This window comes from Streptococcus oralis (genome assembly GCF_019334565.1).
Classification (GTDB): Bacteria; Bacillota; Bacilli; order Lactobacillales; family Streptococcaceae; genus Streptococcus; species Streptococcus oralis_CR.
This window is the reverse complement of the sequence record NZ_CP079724.1, coordinates 945,135-962,044: the sequence shown is the minus strand read 5'-3', so window position 1 is coordinate 962,044 and position 16,910 is coordinate 945,135. Positions and strand designations below refer to the sequence as shown.

Sequence of the window (16,910 nt, the reverse complement as noted above, 5' to 3'; positions counted from 1 at the left end):
GTAGATATGGTTACTGACTTCGTCAGTTCTATCCACAACCTCAAAACTGTGTTTTGAGCAACCTACGGCTAGCTTCCTAGTTTGCTCTTTGATTTTCATTGAGTATTAGAAAGGAGACCTCGTGACACTTCCAGTTAGAAAATCCCTGCACGATGCGGTTTTACAGGCTTCAAAAGCCGATACTTGGGATCAAGCTACCAAGGAATGGAATGAAGTTTCCTTGATTTTTAATGGCATTGGCCGTAGTAATTGTGTTTGTGGGAACGCCATAAAATACGCCTACGAACTCTTTAACGGAGTTACAGGCCAACGTCTCTTCCCTATAGGAAGCGACTGTGTTCGCCATTTTCATCGTATTAGCCTCGATCAGCAACTAGAAGAGGAAGAAAAACTACTCAGAAAAGTTGAAAACCTAACTAGAAAGGCTCAGAAAAAGGAAAAAATCAAGGTTAATAAAAGCGATTTTGACGAACGACTTCTAAAATGGTTTTGGGAGAAAGGTGTTTTCAAAGCCAATCGTGGCAATCAATTCGCGCCTGAGAGAGACTATCAGCTCTTCCTAGAGGTCTTTCAAGGCGGAAGTTGGACCAAGGCAGATCCAAAGAAGAAGGCTCGTATGGAAGAAGTCCTTGAAAAATATATCAAACCATTTCTACTTGGTAAGACCGATGACCAACTCTACCTTGTCAAACTAGGCAAGGAGAAAATCGACTACGAGCAGCATCTACGGATTCAAGCAGAGAAAGAACGCAAGAAAAGAGATAAAATCGCCAAGCAATACGCTGACAATCTCATTCTTGCCATGGGACCGGCAGAACGAGCCTATCAAGATTACTTTGGCTTTACAGAAACTCTCACCCAAGAAGAACGAAAGTGGGAGAAAATCCTCTTTGGTAAGAATAGAGAAGAACGGGCTATCAAGGCTAAACAAAATCAGAAAGAGCTGGAAAAGGATCAGCGGATTGCAAATCAAGATCCTATTGAACGAAAGCAGAAGCAGACTTGGCTTCTTAATTCCTATTTTCGGGATTTACCTGATGAAAAAGCTAGATTTTCTCGACTCTTATTAGAATTTCGAAAAAGTGGAGAAGTAGCCTTTTCAGATGAATACTTATCTGAGCATCTCATCGATTTTTTCTACAAGATGAAAGCCTTTGAGTTTGAAATTGCACCAGAACAAGTCCGCGATTTTCTAAAAGAATGCCTTCAGGCAGAACATCTATCATCTGCACAAGAAAACTGGATTAGAGGAATTCTTCTCAATTGCCTTCACCCGTTCTTAAATAGGTTACTCATATAGAAAAAATCCTACCTTGTCTATGCATGGTAGGATTTAAGTATCTCCAAAGATGTACTGGTAAAGTTGGACAACTTTCTGAAAACACTGCGTGTCCATTCTTGTTATTTTTTGAGCATTACGCATCCGAAAATCAAAGGTATACAGTTGAAATGGATTGACAGCACCATCTACCTTGTCCGATGAGACAGGAACGAGCAAGCCTTTTTCTGCCAAACGATGTTGGCCATGAGTGATAGGACAGACAGCCACAAATCCAGTTTGCAAGGCATATTCTCTCCTAGAAACTACCAAGGCAGGTCGCCTTTTCTGAATCTCCCGACCGACTGATGGATCAAAGTCCAGCCAAATGATATCCTGCTTTTCAGGAATATAGTCAGATTTCGCTATCAAGTGATCTTACCCCTTCAAAATCATTTGTCATTCTCAAATCAGTAATCCCATCAAAAGGATCTTTCAGTTTTGGAGCTAAGACAATGACTCCGTCAATCCCTTTGTAGACAACCATTTCTTGACCTTCTGTCATACCTAAATTTTTAGGAATGGTCACAGTGAGAGAATTCCCTACCTTCCGAGTCTTTACTGTATTCATCGCTCTACCTCCACGAAATAGTATACACCAAGTATATACCTGTTGGCAAAAAAAGTCAAGTAAATCCTGACCGGCATCAAGGATGTTTCGCACCAATACTATTTGTCATTTATTGTGGTCAAAGCCTGTGCAAAAGTTCCTCATTTATGATAGAATAGGTAGTAAGAAAGAAAACGTTTTTACTACGTTTTTTTTAGTCGGAAGGGGAAAATATTATGGCTACTATTCAATGGTTTCCGGGTCACATGTCTAAGGCTCGGCGGCAAGTTCAGGAGAATCTAAAATTTGTTGATTTTGTAACGATTTTGGTGGATGCTCGGCTACCTTTATCTAGTCAAAATCCTATGTTAACCAAGATTGTGGGTGATAAACCTAAACTCTTGATTTTGAACAAAGCTGACCTAGCAGACCCAGCAATGACCAAAGAATGGCGTCAGTATTTTGAATCACAGGGAATCCAAACTCTGGCTATCAATTCCAAAGAGCAAGTGACTGTAAAAGTTGTTACTGATGCTGCTAAAAAGCTCATGGCTGATAAGATTGCACGCCAGAAAGAACGCGGTATTAAGATCGAAACCTTGCGGACTATGATTATCGGAATTCCAAATGCCGGCAAGTCAACTCTCATGAACCGTTTGGCTGGGAAAAAGATTGCGGTTGTCGGCAATAAACCAGGTGTTACCAAAGGACAACAGTGGCTCAAAACCAATAAAGACCTTGAAATTTTAGACACGCCAGGTATTCTATGGCCTAAATTTGAAGACGAAACCGTCGCTTTGAAACTAGCCCTGACAGGAGCCATTAAAGACCAGTTGCTTCCTATGGATGAAGTGACCATTTTTGGTCTCAATTATTTCAAAAAACATTATCCAGAAAAGCTAGCTGAACGCTTCAAACAAATGAAGATAGAAGAAGAAGCACCTGTTATCATCATGGATATGACCCGTGCCCTTGGTTTCCGAGACGACTACGACCGCTTTTACAGCCTCTTCGTCAAGGAAGTCCGTGATGGAAAACTCGGTAACTACACCTTAGATACATTGGACGACATCGATGACGACGATTAAAGAAATTAAAGAACTTCTTGCCACTGTCAAAGAATTAGACAATCCCCTTTTTCTTGAACTGGAAAAGGATAGTCGCTCTGGAGTTCAAAAAGAAATTAACAAGCGTAAAAAAGCCATACAGGCTGAACTGGATGAGGACCTTCGTTTGGAATCCATGCTTTCCTATGAAAAAGAACTTTACAAGCAAGGAGTGGCCTTAATTGCAGGTGTTGATGAGGTCGGCCGTGGTCCTCTGGCTGGACCCGTAGTCGCTGCAGCTGTTATTTTACCTAAAAATTGTAAGATTAACGGCCTCAACGATAGTAAAAAAATCCCCAAAAAGAAACATCTGGAAATTTATCATGCTGTTCAAGACCAAGCCTTAGCAATCGGCATTGGAATCATGGATAATCAAGTCATTGACCAAGTCAATATCTATGAAGCAACCAAACTAGCCATGAAAGAAGCAATCTCCCAGCTCAGTCCGCAACCTGATCACCTCTTGATAGATGCCATGAAACTGGATTTGTCGATTTCCCAAACAGCAATCATCAAAGGAGATGCCAACTCCCTCTCAATCGCAGCTGCATCTATAGTGGCCAAGGTGACACGGGATGAATTGATGAAGGAATATAACAACCAATATCCTGGCTATGATTTCACAGCTAATGCAGGCTATGGAACAGCTAAACACCTAGAAGGACTGGAAAAATTAGGTGTCACCCCAATTCACCGAACCAGTTTTGAACCAGTCAAAACACTGGTTTCAACTAAGAAAGACAAGTAAGAGGAAATGATTATGGAGGAACAGTCAGAAACACTCAGTTCCAAGAAAGAATTTGCCTTTGCCTCAAGCACCATATTATCCCAAGTTGGGCGAGGAGTCATTGTTGGTCTCGTCGTCGGGCTAATCGTCGGATCCTTTCGTTTCTTAATCGAAAAGGGCTTCCACCTGATACAAGGACTCTATCAAGAACCAGCGCACCTAGTGCGCAATCTTTTTATCATTGGTCTATTTTATTTAATAGTTTGCTGGCTTAGTGCGAAACTAACTCGGTCAGAAAAAGATATCAAGGGTTCAGGAATTCCTCAAGTCGAAGCCGAACTAAAGGGACTCATGACTCTTAACTGGTGGAGTGTTCTCTGGAAGAAATATGTATTAGGAATTCTTGCTATTGCCAGTGGGCTCATGCTAGGTCGAGAAGGGCCAAGTATTCAACTTGGAGCAGTTGGTGGTAAAGGTATTGCCAAGTGGCTCAAATCTAGCCCAGTAGAGGAACGTTCCCTGATTGCCAGTGGAGCTGCTGCAGGATTAGCAGCTGCCTTTAATGCACCAATTGCAGGTCTCCTCTTTGTTGTAGAAGAAGTCTATCACCATTTTTCCCGCTTTTTCTGGGTCTCAACTCTAGCAGCCAGTCTCGTAGCAAACTTTGTCTCACTACTCATATTTGGCCTAACACCCGTACTGGATATGCCAGACAACATTCCTCTCATGACCCTAGACCAGTATTGGATTTATCTCCTTATGGGAGTTTTTCTCGGGCTTTCTGGTTTTCTCTATGAGAAAGCTGTACTCAATGTTGGTCGAATTTATGACTGGATTGGTCAAAAAATTCATTTGGATAAAGCTTATTATCCAATCCTAGCCTTTATCCTTATCATACCAGTCGGGATTTTCTTGCCACAAATCCTTGGGGGTGGAAATCAGCTTGTTCTTTCCCTAACTGAGCAAAATTTTAGTTTCCAAGTCCTATTAGCTTACTTTTTGATCCGCTTTATTTGGAGCATGATTAGTTATGGGAGTGGCCTCCCAGGAGGAATTTTCCTACCCATTTTGGCGCTTGGTTCCTTACTCGGTGCCCTAGTTGGTGTCATTTGTGTCAATCTTGGGCTTGTCAGTCAGGAACAATTCCCTATATTTGTCATTCTGGGAATGAGTGGCTACTTTGGGGCAATTTCCAAGGCTCCCTTAACTGCCATGATCCTCGTAACTGAGATGGTTGGGGATATTCGCAACCTCATGCCACTGGGCTTAGTGACCTTAGTCGCCTACATCGTCATGGATCTGCTCAAGGGAGCACCAGTCTATGAGGCCATGCTCGAAAAAATGCTACCAGAAGAAGCAACAGACGAAGGAGAAGTCACCCTCATAGAAATCCCTGTGTCTGACAAAATCGCTGGAAAACAGGTTCACGAGCTCAACTTGCCACATAACGTACTCATCACCACCCAAGTCCATAATGGCAAAAGCCAAACCGTTAACGGCTCAACTAGAATGTATCTGGGTGATATGATTCACCTGGTGATTCCAAAAAGTGAAATTGGAAAAGTCAAAGATTTGTTGTTGTAAGCTTTTGTTTACATAATTTATTTTACGTAAAATATTATTGAAAGGATTCTCAATGAAAAGAAATAAGGCAATTGCGGTATATTTGCTAGGCACATTTAGACAAATAGTATCAGTTTGTCTCCTTTTCTTTCTCTTGAATCATTTTTCTGTTCAGTCCAATCTATTATCTATTTTAGGAATCTTTCTAGGTGGCATTTCTTCAGCACTTTGGGGAATCATTGTTGCAAATCACTTTTTTCATATTCCTTTTAAGAAGATCGTTAACGATTTTTTGAACATTCATACCAGTTATAAACACTATTTATTATCTTTTTCCCTAATTATCCTTGATTTTTCTTTTCTAATGTTTGGTGGGAAAATGATAGAATTTAGCTGGTATCTCCCATTTTTGATATTCTTCAAATTTATTGTCTTTGGTGGTATAGAAGAGATTGGATGGCGATATGTCTTTCAACAAATTTTACAAGAGAAGTTGCCATATTTTTACTCAACAATCCTAACCTTTTTCAGCTGGGCGATTTGGCATCTGTTGTTCTTTTACATAGATGGCTCCCTAGCAACTCTGCAAACTCTACCGTTTTTATTTGGATTGCTGACGAATTCTTTCATACTCTCAGCTCTTTATATCAAAACAAAAAATCTCTGGATTTGCGTTATGACACATTCTATCATTAACGTCTTGTCTCAGCTAACCATAGACACTGATCGATACGAAACCTACCTGATTAGAATCTTCATCATCTTGGTATCCTGCTATATGGTAGTACATAAAAAAGATGTGCATAGTCGGTAGCTGATTTTGTTGGAAACAGTATTATTCTTTGGAAAAGTTATTTGCTAAGGAGGACATACATCATAATGAAAATACTTGATGTTTTATATAATTTTTATGGTGATTTTGATTTCATTGAAGAAAAATACAATGAAAAATACGAAGGTATTCTTATCAAGATAAAGGAAGAGCAAGGGTATAAAAGATGCCGCTTGGCAAAAAGAACACCAAAAAAAGAAGGATATTTTACAGTTTTTTGGAAAAAAGACCAAAACAACAAGAACATTCCTTATACCAATGAGGACTTAGGAAATGAACTTATAATCGTTATCATTGATAATGATAAGAGGGGACTATTCGTTATTCCAAACGAGGTGGCTATTCGTAAAAACATTCTGTCGACAAAAGATAGCAATGGAAAAATGTCTATGCGATTTTATCCTCCTTGGTGCTCAAATTTAAATACAACAGCTCGAGCAACACAAAAATGGCAATTGCAATATTTTAGAGAAATTAAAATATAAACATATTGCCGGATTACATACACACAAAAGACCTGTTTCTTATGATTGTGGAACCAGGTCTTTGTTTTTTCTAGAATCCATCAAACACTTATAGTATCTTTCCGAAAAACTATAATTTTCTTGAAAAATATATAAGTCTATGCTATACTACTAGTAGATTAATTTATGGAGAAAATACATGAAACGTGAGATTTTACTGGAACGAATCGACAAACTAAAACAAATCATGCCCTGGTATGTTCTGGAATACTACCAATCTAAGCTTGCTGTGCCCTACAGTTTTACAACCTTGTACGAATACCTCAAGGAATATGACCGATTTTTCAGCTGGGTTTTAGAGTCTGGGATTTCAAATGCTGATAAAATGGCTGATATTCCTTTATCGGTCTTGGAAAACATGTCAAAGAAAGATATGGAATCCTTTATCCTTTATCTACGAGAACGACCTTTGCTGAATGCTAATACAACCAAACAAGGCGTTTCACAGACAACCATCAATCGAACCTTATCAGCACTTTCTAGCCTTTACAAATATCTAACTGAGGAGGTTGAAAATGACCAAGGAGAACCCTATTTCTATCGTAATGTAATGAAGAAAGTTTCAACTAAGAAAAAGAAAGAAACCCTTGCTGCAAGAGCTGAAAACATCAAGCAAAAACTCTTTTTAGGTGATGAAACAGAAGGTTTTCTAACTTATATCGACCAAGAGTACCCTCAACAACTCTCAAATCGCGCTCTCTCATCATTCAATAAAAATAAAGAACGTGATTTAGCCATTATTGCCCTTCTCTTGGCGTCTGGTGTCCGCTTATCTGAAGCTGTTAATTTGGATCTAAGAGACCTTAATCTCAAAATGATGGTTATTGATGTCACACGTAAGGGGGGGAAACGTGACTCGGTTAATGTCGCTGCCTTTGCCAAGCCTTATATAGAGAATTATCTCGCCATTCGAAATCAACGCTATAAGACAGAAAAGACGGATACAGCTCTCTTTTTGACACTCTATCGAGGTGTTCCTAATCGTATTGATGCTTCTAGTGTTGAAAAGATGGTTGCTAAGTACTCTGAGGACTTCAAAGTCCGTGTAACTCCCCACAAACTCCGCCATACCTTAGCAACCAGGCTCTATGATGCTACTAAATCGCAAGTTTTGGTCAGCCACCAGCTAGGGCATGCTAGTACACAAGTCACTGACCTCTATACCCATATTGTCAATGATGAACAAAAGAATGCTTTGGATAGCTTATAAAATACATAAAATTATTTATGTAAAATATCACTCATAAAAAGAAGCTGCTAAAACAAGCAACTTCTTTTTGATTTATTCTACTACTGCTTCAGCGATTTCTTCACGGCTGATACCAGCAAAGTAGCGTGTAATATCAATAGTTTCTAAGGCCTTAAGAACATCTTCGCGTTCGTATTTCACTCCACGGAGGACATCTTCTACTGCAGCAACATCTTCGATACCAAAGAAGTCACCATAGATCTTGATATCTTGGATTTTTGATTCAATGACGTTGGCAAAAACTTCAACCTTACCACTAGTGAATTTTGTTCCACGACGGACGTTAAATTCAGGTGATTTACCGTAGTTCCAGTCCCAAGTACCGAACTTGGTCTCCTTGATGCGGTTGATTTCCGCCAATTCTTCCTCAGAAAAAACGTATTCTGTCATTTCTGGGTACTCTTTTTTCATGTATTCCAATAGCAAATCTCGGAATTCTTCAACTGTAATTTTTTCTGGTAATTCATTGACAATATTGGTTACACGGGCACGAACGGATTTCACACCTTTTGATTCAAATTTGTCTTTTGAAACCTTGAGGGCGTTAGCAAGGACTGATAAATCAACGTTAAAGAGCAAGCAACCATGGTGCATAATACGTCCATTGATATAAGCTTGGGCATTACCACAGAATTTTTTGCCATCAATCTCAAGGTCATTACGCCCTGTAAATTCAGCTTTAACACCGAGTTGAGCCAAGGTATTGATAACTGGAGTTGAGAAGCTCTTGAAGTCAAAGGCCTTGTTTTCATCTTCTTTTGAAATGATGGTGTAGTTGAGGTTGTTTAAATCGTGATAAACAGCTCCACCACCACTGATACGGCGGACTACCTCAATACCATTTTCGCGAACATAATCACGGTTGATTTCTTCGATAGTATTCTGGTGACGACCAACAATGATAGAAGGTTTGTTAATCCAAAGAAGGAAGATTTGATCCTCATCCAAAAGGTGTTTAAAGGCGTATTCTTCCAAGGCGATATTAAAAGCAGTGTCGTTTGAATGATTGATAATATATTTCATAGTATTTCCAAAAATTTAGTTTTTAAATTCTGTTCATAGCAATCAAATTTTCTAAAGTGGTAAAAAGAAATGTAACGTGTTATCGTTACATTTCTCGGAAAAATTGAGACAAGAGGCTCAATTTTTAGGCATGGAACTCTAATAGAGGTCGCTGCCGTCCGTACTACTTTAAGAAAATTTAGTTGAAAAACTTATTTATTTTTTCTTAGGTGAATGGATGGCCATTCCTAGAACATCCGCAAACGCTTCGTACATCACTTCAGAGTAGGTTGGGTGTCCGTGGATAGTCTTCAGCATTTCTTCAACAGTGATTTCCATTTCGATGATACTTGATGCCTCGTTGATCAATTCTGCGGCTGCAGGACCAATGATGTGCACACCAAGGATTTCCCCGTATTTCTTATCAGCGATAACTTTTACGAAACCTTGAGCAGCATCTGATGCAATAGCACGGCCGTTAGCTGCAAAGTTGAATTTACCGATGGCTACATCGTATTTCTCACGTGCTTGTTCTTCAGTTAGACCTACTGCTGCTACTTCAGGAAGAGTATAGATGGCTGCAGGAGTCAAGTTCAATTTGGCAACAGCATGATTTCCTTTGAGGGCATTTTCAGCGGCAACTTCACCCATGCGGAAGGCTGCGTGCGCCAACATCTTCGTACCGTTGATGTCACCAGGTGCGTAGATTCCAGGAACAGAAGTTTCCATATATTCGTTAACCTTGATGCGACCACGATCCAATTCAAACTCAACATCGCCAATACCTTCAAGGTCTGGCACACGACCGATTGAAAGAAGAGCTTTACTTGCGATGATATCATCTTTTCCTTCAACCTTGATACGAAGTTGACCATTTTCCTCGATGATTTCTTGGAGCTTAGTGTCAGTTAAGATGGTCATACCTTTGCGCTCAAGGATCAAACGAAGGTTCTTAGAAACTTCAGCATCCATAGCTGGAACGATACGGTCCATCATTTCGATGACAGTTACTTTTGAACCAAATGTCATGAATGCTTGGCCGAGTTCGATACCGACAACCCCACCACCGATGATTACGAGGCTTTCTGGAACTTCGTTCATTTCAAGAATATCATCGCTGGTCATCACAAGTGGAGATTCCATACCAGGGACGTTAATCTTGCTGACTTTTGAACCACCAGCAAGGATGATTTTCTTGGTTTCAAGCAATTCAGAACCATCTACCAAGACATTCTTATCTTTAGTGATAGTACCAACACCCTTATGAACTGTAACTCCGTAGCTGCGAAGAAGACCCGCAACGCCACCAACCAAAGTATTGACAACCTTAGATTTTGTCTCTAAAAGTTTATCCATATCTACAGTGAAGTTTGGATTTTCGATGACGATACCTCGGTTTGCTGCATGACCGATATTTTCGATGATTTCAGCATTGTGAAGGTAGGTCTTCGTTGGGATACAGCCACGGTTCAAACACGTTCCACCGAGTTCAGATTTCTCAACAAGGGCAACCTTCCCACCGAGTTGGGCAGCTTTAATGGCTGCAACATAACCAGCAGGACCTCCACCAATCACAACGATATCAAAGGCATCATCGCTTTTACCATCGTCGTTTGAGGCACTAGCTGCAGGTGCAGGTTTTGATTCTGGCGCAGCTGCTCCAGCTGTTGGGATGTTTTCCCCTTCTTCTCCAAGGTAACCGATAACTTCAGTTACTGGAACAGTTTCACCATCTCCTTTGAGGATGGCAATCAAGTATCCATCTTCTTCGGCTTCCAATTCCATGCTGACTTTGTCAGTCATGATTTCCAAAAGGATTTCTCCTTCTTTTACAAATTCTCCGACTTTCTTATTCCATTGGACGATTTGTCCTTCTGTCATATCCACGCCGGCTTTTGGCATAATTACTTCTAAGGCCATGTCTTACTTCCTTTATCTATATCTCTAAAAATAAATACTGTATTTTTAAACCAACATTGAGATTGGGTTCTCAATTAAGGCTTTCAAGTCTTTCATAAACTTAGCACCAGCCATACCATCTACGACACGGTGGTCAATAGTTAACCCCAGGCTCATGATAGGACGAATAACAATCTCACCATTGACAACTACAGGTTTCTCAACTGTTGAGCTAACCCCGATGATAGCTGAGTTTGGTTGGTTAATAATCGGACCGAAGGACTGAACGCCAAACATTCCCAAGTTACTGATTGTGAAGGTTGAATTTTGCAGTTCGCTTGGAGCCAATTTACCGTCCAAGGTACGACCAATCACATCCTTAAAGGCTACGACCAACTCTGACAAGCTCATTTTTTCAGCATTATAGACAACAGGTGTCATCAATCCATTATCCATACCAACCGCCATCGCAAGGTTGACATAGTTATGAGTGATAATGGTCTTGCCGTCTTCTGTCAATGAAGCGTTGATGTAAGGGTGTTTCATCAATGTTTTTACAACAGCGAGTGAAAGAAGGTCTGTTACAGTAGTCTTCTTACCAGTTGCTTCCATAATTGGCTCAAGAACCTTCTTACGAAGAGCCAGCATTTCAGTCATATCAACTTCATAGTTAAGTGTGAAAGTTGGCGCAGTTAGGTAAGATTCAACCATACGTTGCGCGATAACCTTACGCATTGGTGTCATTGGAATACGCTCAATCTCACCATAAGGAGTGATATTATCTGGAACTTCTTCCACTTTTTCAATCTGAGCAGGAGACTTGATGGTGTCGTTTTCGATATTTTCAGGAAGCAAGGCCAAAACATCCTTCTTCATGATTTTACCACGATGACCTGTTCCTTGGATTTCCTGCCAAGCAATGTTATGTTCGAGGGCAATTCGTTTTGCAAGTGGCGAAATGCGAACCACATTTGTGTCTTTATAAGTTTCCACGTCTTCTTTGTGGACACGACCGTTTGCACCTGAGCCAGAAACGTCGTAGAGGTTGATCCCTAGATCATCCGCTAACTTTCTAGCCGCAGGAGTCGCTCTTAGCTTGTCATCAGCCATGACCTCTCCAATTCTATTTATGATGCAAAGGGCGTTTAAAAGCGACCGAAAAATAGGAAATCAACGCAGACTTCGATGAAGTCAAGGAGATTTATCTTTTTTCCGAGCTTTTAGCCCGTGCTCTAATCTATAATATCAAGGACGAAAAGAGTTCTGCACCTAAAAGATACAAAGTTTCTCGTCTTTTTTATTTTATTTACATAACTTATATTATGTATTATTCTTTGTTATATGTCTTACGGATGGCATCTTTGATGCTTTCAACTGTTGGAATCATTGCATTTTCAAGGTTTTGCGCGTAAGGCATTGGCACATCTTCTCCGGCGCAACGGCGGATTGGCGCATCTAGATAATCAAATGCTTCTGATTCTGAAATAATAGCTGAAATCTCTCCGATATAGCCACTTGTTTTGTGGGCGTCGTTGACCAGAACGACCTTACCAGTCTTCTTCACTGAGTTAATGATGATATCCTTATCAAGTGGAACGAGGGTACGTGGGTCCACAATTTCAACTGAAATTCCCTCTTCTGCTAATTCTTCAGCAGCTTGAACCACACGGCGAAGCATTTTACCATAAGTAACGACTGTTACATCTGTTCCTTCGCGTTTGATTTCCCCAACCCCAAGTGGGATTGTATAGTCTGGATCAACTGGCACTTCCCCTTTTTGGTTAAATTCTGACTTGTATTCAAGGATGATAACAGGGTTGTTATCACGGATAGAAGACTTGAGAAGTCCTTTCATGTCAGCAGGTGTACCTGGAGCTACAACCTTAAGACCTGGGATGTGTGTAAACCAAGACTCTAGAGACTGAGAGTGCTGAGCTGCAGAACCAACTCCGTTACCAGCTGCACAACGTACAGTCATTGGAACCTGACCTTTCCCACCAAACATATAACGTGTTTTAGCAGCTTGGTTGACGATATTGTCCATGGCAATAACCGAGAAGTCCATGAAGGTCATATCGACGATTGGACGAAGTCCTGTCATGGCTGCTCCTGCTGCTGCTCCAGAGATGGCAGCTTCAGAAATCGGACAGTCACGGATACGTTCTGGACCAAATTCTTCGAGCATTCCGACAGAAGTTCCGAAGTCTCCTCCGAAGACACCGACGTCTTCTCCCATCAAGAATACATTTTCATCGCGACGCATTTCCTCAGACATAGCAAGGATAATGGTGTCACGGAAGGACATTGTTTTTGTTTCCATTTTTATCTCTTTCTCCTTAGTCTGCGTAAATATCTTCAAATGCTGATTCTAGTGGTGGGAATGGGCTTTCCTCTGCAAATTTAACAGAAGCTTCTACTGCTTCCTTGACTTGTGCTTGAATTTCTTCCAATTCTTCTGCACTTGCAATATTGTTTTCAATGAGGTATTTGCGAAGGTTTTCGATTGGGTCTTTTTGTTTCCACAATTCCACTTCTTCGCGCGTACGATATTTACCAGGATCAGATGATGAGTGACCAAGCCAGCGATAGGTTACACTTTCGATCAAGACTGGGCCATTGCCACCACGAACATGATCTACAGCTTTCTTAAATCCTTCATAGACATCGATGACGTTGTTCCCATCTTCGATAAACATTCCAGGAATTCCATATGCCGCACTACGTTGATGGATATGCTCCACATTGGTCATTTTCTTGATATCCGCAGAAATCCCATAACCGTTGTTAATGCAGTAGAAAATAACAGGAAGTTTCCAAATAGAAGCCATGTTCACTGCTTCGTGGAAAACACCTTCGTTGGTCGCCCCATCTCCAAAGAAACAAACAACGATTTTCCCAGTATGTTGCATTTGTTGACTGAGGGCTGCACCGACAGCGATACCCATACCACCACCTACGATACCATTGGCACCGAGGTTACCAGCATCAAGGTCAGCGATATGCATGGAACCACCTTTTCCTTTACAAGTACCGGTGTACTTACCAAGGATTTCAGCCATCATTCCGTTGAGGTCAATCCCCTTAGCAATAGCTTGCCCGTGTCCACGGTGATTTGAGGTAATCAGATCATCTGGATTAAGAGCCAGCATCGCTCCAACGTTAGCAGCTTCCTCTCCGACAGAAAAGTGAGTCATACCGGGAACTTTCCCCTTTTTCACTAACTGAGCAATTTTTAAGTCCATGCGACGGATTTCTTCCATCTTACGGAACATCTCTAGCAAAAGATTCTTATCTAAAGTTGACATAATCTTGCCTTTCTAACTTTGTACTTACCTTACTATTTTACCTTTTTTAGTATACACTGTCAAAGTATATGGCTAATAAAATTTCACAATTTAAAAAAATAAACCCCTGTTAAAACAGGGATTCTCTCTAGTTAGAGCATTTTTTCACAAAGTTGTTTTTCGGGATAATTTCTTAAAATTAGCTCAATCTTTTCATTACTGTTTTCAAACGCCATTGATACAAACAACCAGAAACAATCAAGCTGGCAATCAACCCAATCCAGTAGGCAAATGCCCCTAAGTCAGTTACCTGATCTAGTAGATATCCTAGAGGTATCGCTACTCCCCAATATCCGATTAGGCCAAGATAGAAAGGAACGATAGTGTCCTTATACCCTCTTAAAATTCCTTGGAGCGGAGCCGCAAAGGTATCAGCTAACTGAAAAAAGAGACTGTAGGTTAGAAATACAGCAGTTGTTTCAATGAACTGAGGGTCATTTCCATATAGATTTGCAACACGATCTCTAAAAATGTAGAGAAAAGACAGGGTAAGACCTGCAAAAATAAGGGCGGTTACTCTCCCCAGACGAGCATAGGTTTTTGCATCCTCATAACGTTTAGCCCCAACCTCGTAAGACACAACAATCGCCATAGCAGAGGAAATACTCATGGGAAAAGCGTACATGAGACTCGAAAAGTTCATAGCTGACTGGTGACTTGCGATGATGAGCGATGAAAACTTAGCCATGATCAAGCCAACCACAGAAAAGATAGCTACTTCAGCAAAGACGGTTCCCCCGATTGGTAGACCTAGCCGAACACCTTCCTTGATTTTATCTATATTGAGTGGAATCCGTTTTTCAAGATGTAACGCTTTTAATCTTTTTTGTTTGAACAAAACAAGCAGGGAAATGCCCAATAAAACCCAATAGGCTAGCGAAGTTCCTAGCCCTGCTCCTGCACCACCAAGCTCAGGAAAACCGAATGCTCCATATATCAAGAGATAGTTAAAACCACTATTGAGCGGAAGTAATAGGAGCATCAGATACATCGATAGTTTGGTCAAACCAAGAGAATCTAACAATGACCGAATGACACTAAAAAGCAACAAGGGAATAATCCCGATAGACAGGTACCAAAGATAGGAAACTGCAACTGCCGCCACTTGAGCTTCTAGTCCGATGTTGTTTAAGACAGGTGGCGCTAAGAATACTACCATGCCAAGCAAGACCAAAGACAGTCCGAAAGCCAAGTAGATAAATTGGTAAAAATCAGATGCTACTTCTTCCTTTTTGCCCCGTCCCAGATGATGGCCTATGATGGGAACCATGGCCGAAACAATCCCTGTTAAAAAAGTAAAGAAAGGATTCCATAGACTCGTTGCAGTTGATACTCCTGCCAAGTCCATGGTATTGTACTGCCCAGTCATGGTTGTATCAACAAATGAGGCAGAATAATTGGCAAACTGATAAATCAGGATAGGGAAAAATATCTTAAGAAATAAGACAAACTTGTCTTTAAATTGATGGGTTGGATACATATACGCTCTCTATTCTTATAGTTTATAGAGCAGAATCCCATCTAGTTTTGATAGACGATTTGTCCCTTACAGATAGTATATTTGACCTGCCCTTTTAAAGTTTCCCCAATAAATGGAGAATTAGCTGATTTTGAAGCGAAGTTTGGACCAATAGTACGATCAGCCTTGGCATCAAAGATAGTGATATCTGCTGGACCATTCTCAGCCAAGTAACCTGCTTCAAAGTTGTAAAGCTTGGCTGGATTGACAGTCATTTTTTCAAGCAATTCCATCAAGCTCAACTCACCAGCTTCCACCAAATAAGTCAAACCAAGAGAAAGAGAGGTTTCCAAACCTGTCATACCAGATGGCGCTTTGGTGATGTCTTCTACATTTTTCTCATCTGCATGGTGAGGTGCGTGGTCTGTCGCAATAACTGTGATAACACCTGACTTAAGACCCTCAATCACGGCACGACGATCTGATTCCAAACGAAGCGGCGGATTCATTTTGGCATTGCTTCCTTGAGTTAAAAGAAGAGCTTCTGTCTTAGAGAAATGTTGTGGTGCTACTTCTGCTGTGACTTGCGCACCCAGACCTTGAGCGAATTCCACTACCTTGACACTTTCTTCCTTAGACAAATGCTGGATGTGAACATGGGCCTTGGTTGCGTAGGCAATCATGACATCACGCGCAATCATAGCGTACTCAGCCACCCCAGTCGCTCCACAGATATGAAAATGTTCCTTAGCGATATTTTCGTTAAATCCAAGAATCCCATTCAAACCTGGATCTTCCTCATGAAGACTAATAAAAGTATTAAGTTTTTTAGCTTCTTCCATGGCTTCCTTGACCACTTTACTGCTCTCAAGCGGAATACCGTCATCAGAAAAACCAACCGCACCTGCTTCTAAAAGCGCCTTAAAGTCTGTCAAGTCTTGTCCATTAAAGTTCTTGGTAATAGTCGCAACTGTCTTGACATTGATTTTTTCCTTGGCAGCTGACTGAAGAACTTCTTGCAAAGTTTCTACGTCCGAAATGGTTGGACTAGTATTAGCCATCATAACAACCGTTGTAAAACCACCTGCAGCAGCCGCTAGTGCCCCAGTATGGATGTCCTCCTTGTGGGTCTGACCAGGTTCACGGAAATGAACATGGATATCGACTAGTCCAGGCGCAACTACAAGACCAGTAGCATCAATTAGCTCTGCTCCTTCTTCCTTGATTTCGGCAGCTATTTTGACAATTTTTCCATCTTGGACTAAAATATCACACACTTGATCCAAACCAGACTTGGGATCCATTACACGACCATTTTTGATAAGTAGCATCTGCTT

At 40.9% G+C, this 16,910-nt stretch carries 16 protein-coding genes; 7 read left to right on the top strand and 9 right to left on the bottom strand.

Annotated features, from left to right (window positions below; translation table 11 throughout):
• Positions 1-121 precede the first annotated feature (121 nt).
• Positions 122-1,300 carry a hypothetical protein gene (locus tag KX728_RS04765; protein WP_215804681.1) on the top strand — a complete coding sequence of 393 codons (1,179 nt, stop codon included), beginning with the start codon at positions 122-124 and terminating at the stop codon, positions 1,298-1,300.
• 33 nt (positions 1,301-1,333) lie between these two features.
• Here the strand turns inward: KX728_RS04765 and KX728_RS04760 are convergent, their stop codons facing one another.
• Positions 1,334-1,690, bottom strand: coding sequence for a type II toxin-antitoxin system PemK/MazF family toxin (locus KX728_RS04760; protein ID WP_061427366.1), 357 nt, complete (start codon positions 1,688-1,690; stop codon positions 1,334-1,336).
• Entirely contained in the window at positions 1,674-1,889 is a 216-nt protein-coding gene (gene mazE, locus KX728_RS04755; RefSeq protein ID WP_001098942.1) for a type II toxin-antitoxin system PemI/MazE family antitoxin, read from the bottom strand. Before mazE ends, KX728_RS04760 begins: the two co-directional genes overlap by 17 nt.
• A 215-nt stretch (positions 1,890-2,104) precedes the next feature.
• On the opposite strand from mazE, the gene ylqF reads away from it, so the two are divergent.
• The 6 genes from ylqF (at position 2,105) to xerS (ending at position 7,830) form a co-directional block, all read left to right on the top strand.
• Positions 2,105-2,956, top strand: a complete 852-nt coding sequence (gene ylqF, locus KX728_RS04750; protein ID WP_000201310.1) for a ribosome biogenesis GTPase YlqF — start codon at positions 2,105-2,107, stop codon at positions 2,954-2,956.
• Entirely contained in the window at positions 2,943-3,722 is a 780-nt protein-coding gene (gene rnhB / locus KX728_RS04745; protein ID WP_219108683.1) for a ribonuclease HII, read from the top strand. Before ylqF ends, rnhB begins: the two co-directional genes overlap by 14 nt.
• Before the next feature lie 12 nt (positions 3,723-3,734).
• Positions 3,735-5,285: a ClC family H(+)/Cl(-) exchange transporter gene (locus KX728_RS04740; protein WP_084883148.1), complete on the top strand. Its 1,551-nt coding sequence runs from the start codon at positions 3,735-3,737 to the stop codon at positions 5,283-5,285.
• Between the two features lie 52 nt (positions 5,286-5,337).
• On the top strand, positions 5,338-6,078 hold the full coding sequence (locus tag KX728_RS04735) for a CPBP family intramembrane glutamic endopeptidase (protein WP_215804683.1): 741 nt from the start codon (positions 5,338-5,340) through the stop codon (positions 6,076-6,078).
• 65 nt (positions 6,079-6,143) lie between these two features.
• Positions 6,144-6,581, top strand: coding sequence for a MepB family protein (locus KX728_RS04730; protein ID WP_084921865.1), 438 nt, complete (start codon positions 6,144-6,146; stop codon positions 6,579-6,581).
• Between the two features lie 178 nt (positions 6,582-6,759).
• Entirely contained in the window at positions 6,760-7,830 is a 1,071-nt protein-coding gene (gene xerS / locus KX728_RS04725) for a tyrosine recombinase XerS (RefSeq protein ID WP_215804684.1), read from the top strand.
• 72 nt (positions 7,831-7,902) lie between these two features.
• Here xerS and lplA read toward each other — a convergent pair whose 3' ends face one another.
• From lplA to KX728_RS04690, 7 genes are all read right to left on the bottom strand, one after another.
• The gene (gene lplA, locus KX728_RS04720) at positions 7,903-8,892 is read right to left on the bottom strand and encodes a lipoate--protein ligase (protein ID WP_033629757.1); all 990 of its coding nucleotides are present in this window, start codon (positions 8,890-8,892) and stop codon (positions 7,903-7,905) included.
• Between the two features lie 195 nt (positions 8,893-9,087).
• Positions 9,088-10,791, bottom strand: a complete 1,704-nt coding sequence (lpdA, locus tag KX728_RS04715; RefSeq protein WP_252344771.1) for a dihydrolipoyl dehydrogenase — start codon at positions 10,789-10,791, stop codon at positions 9,088-9,090.
• A 45-nt stretch (positions 10,792-10,836) separates the two neighbouring features.
• Positions 10,837-11,880, bottom strand: coding sequence for a dihydrolipoamide acetyltransferase (locus tag KX728_RS04710; RefSeq protein ID WP_215804685.1), 1,044 nt, complete (start codon positions 11,878-11,880; stop codon positions 10,837-10,839).
• A 217-nt stretch (positions 11,881-12,097) separates the two neighbouring features.
• On the bottom strand, positions 12,098-13,090 hold the full coding sequence (locus tag KX728_RS04705) for an alpha-ketoacid dehydrogenase subunit beta (protein ID WP_033681771.1): 993 nt from the start codon (positions 13,088-13,090) through the stop codon (positions 12,098-12,100).
• Positions 13,091-13,106: 16 nt separating this feature from the next.
• The gene (locus KX728_RS04700; protein WP_000105349.1) at positions 13,107-14,075 is read right to left on the bottom strand and encodes a thiamine pyrophosphate-dependent dehydrogenase E1 component subunit alpha; all 969 of its coding nucleotides are present in this window, start codon (positions 14,073-14,075) and stop codon (positions 13,107-13,109) included.
• A 178-nt stretch (positions 14,076-14,253) separates the two neighbouring features.
• Positions 14,254-15,594 carry an MATE family efflux transporter gene (locus KX728_RS04695; protein ID WP_084921863.1) on the bottom strand — a complete coding sequence of 447 codons (1,341 nt, stop codon included), beginning with the start codon at positions 15,592-15,594 and terminating at the stop codon, positions 14,254-14,256.
• Between the two features lie 41 nt (positions 15,595-15,635).
• A complete protein-coding gene (locus tag KX728_RS04690) occupies positions 15,636-16,904 on the bottom strand; it encodes a dihydroorotase (protein ID WP_215804686.1) in 1,269 nt (422 codons plus the stop codon).
• Positions 16,905-16,910 lie beyond the last annotated feature (6 nt).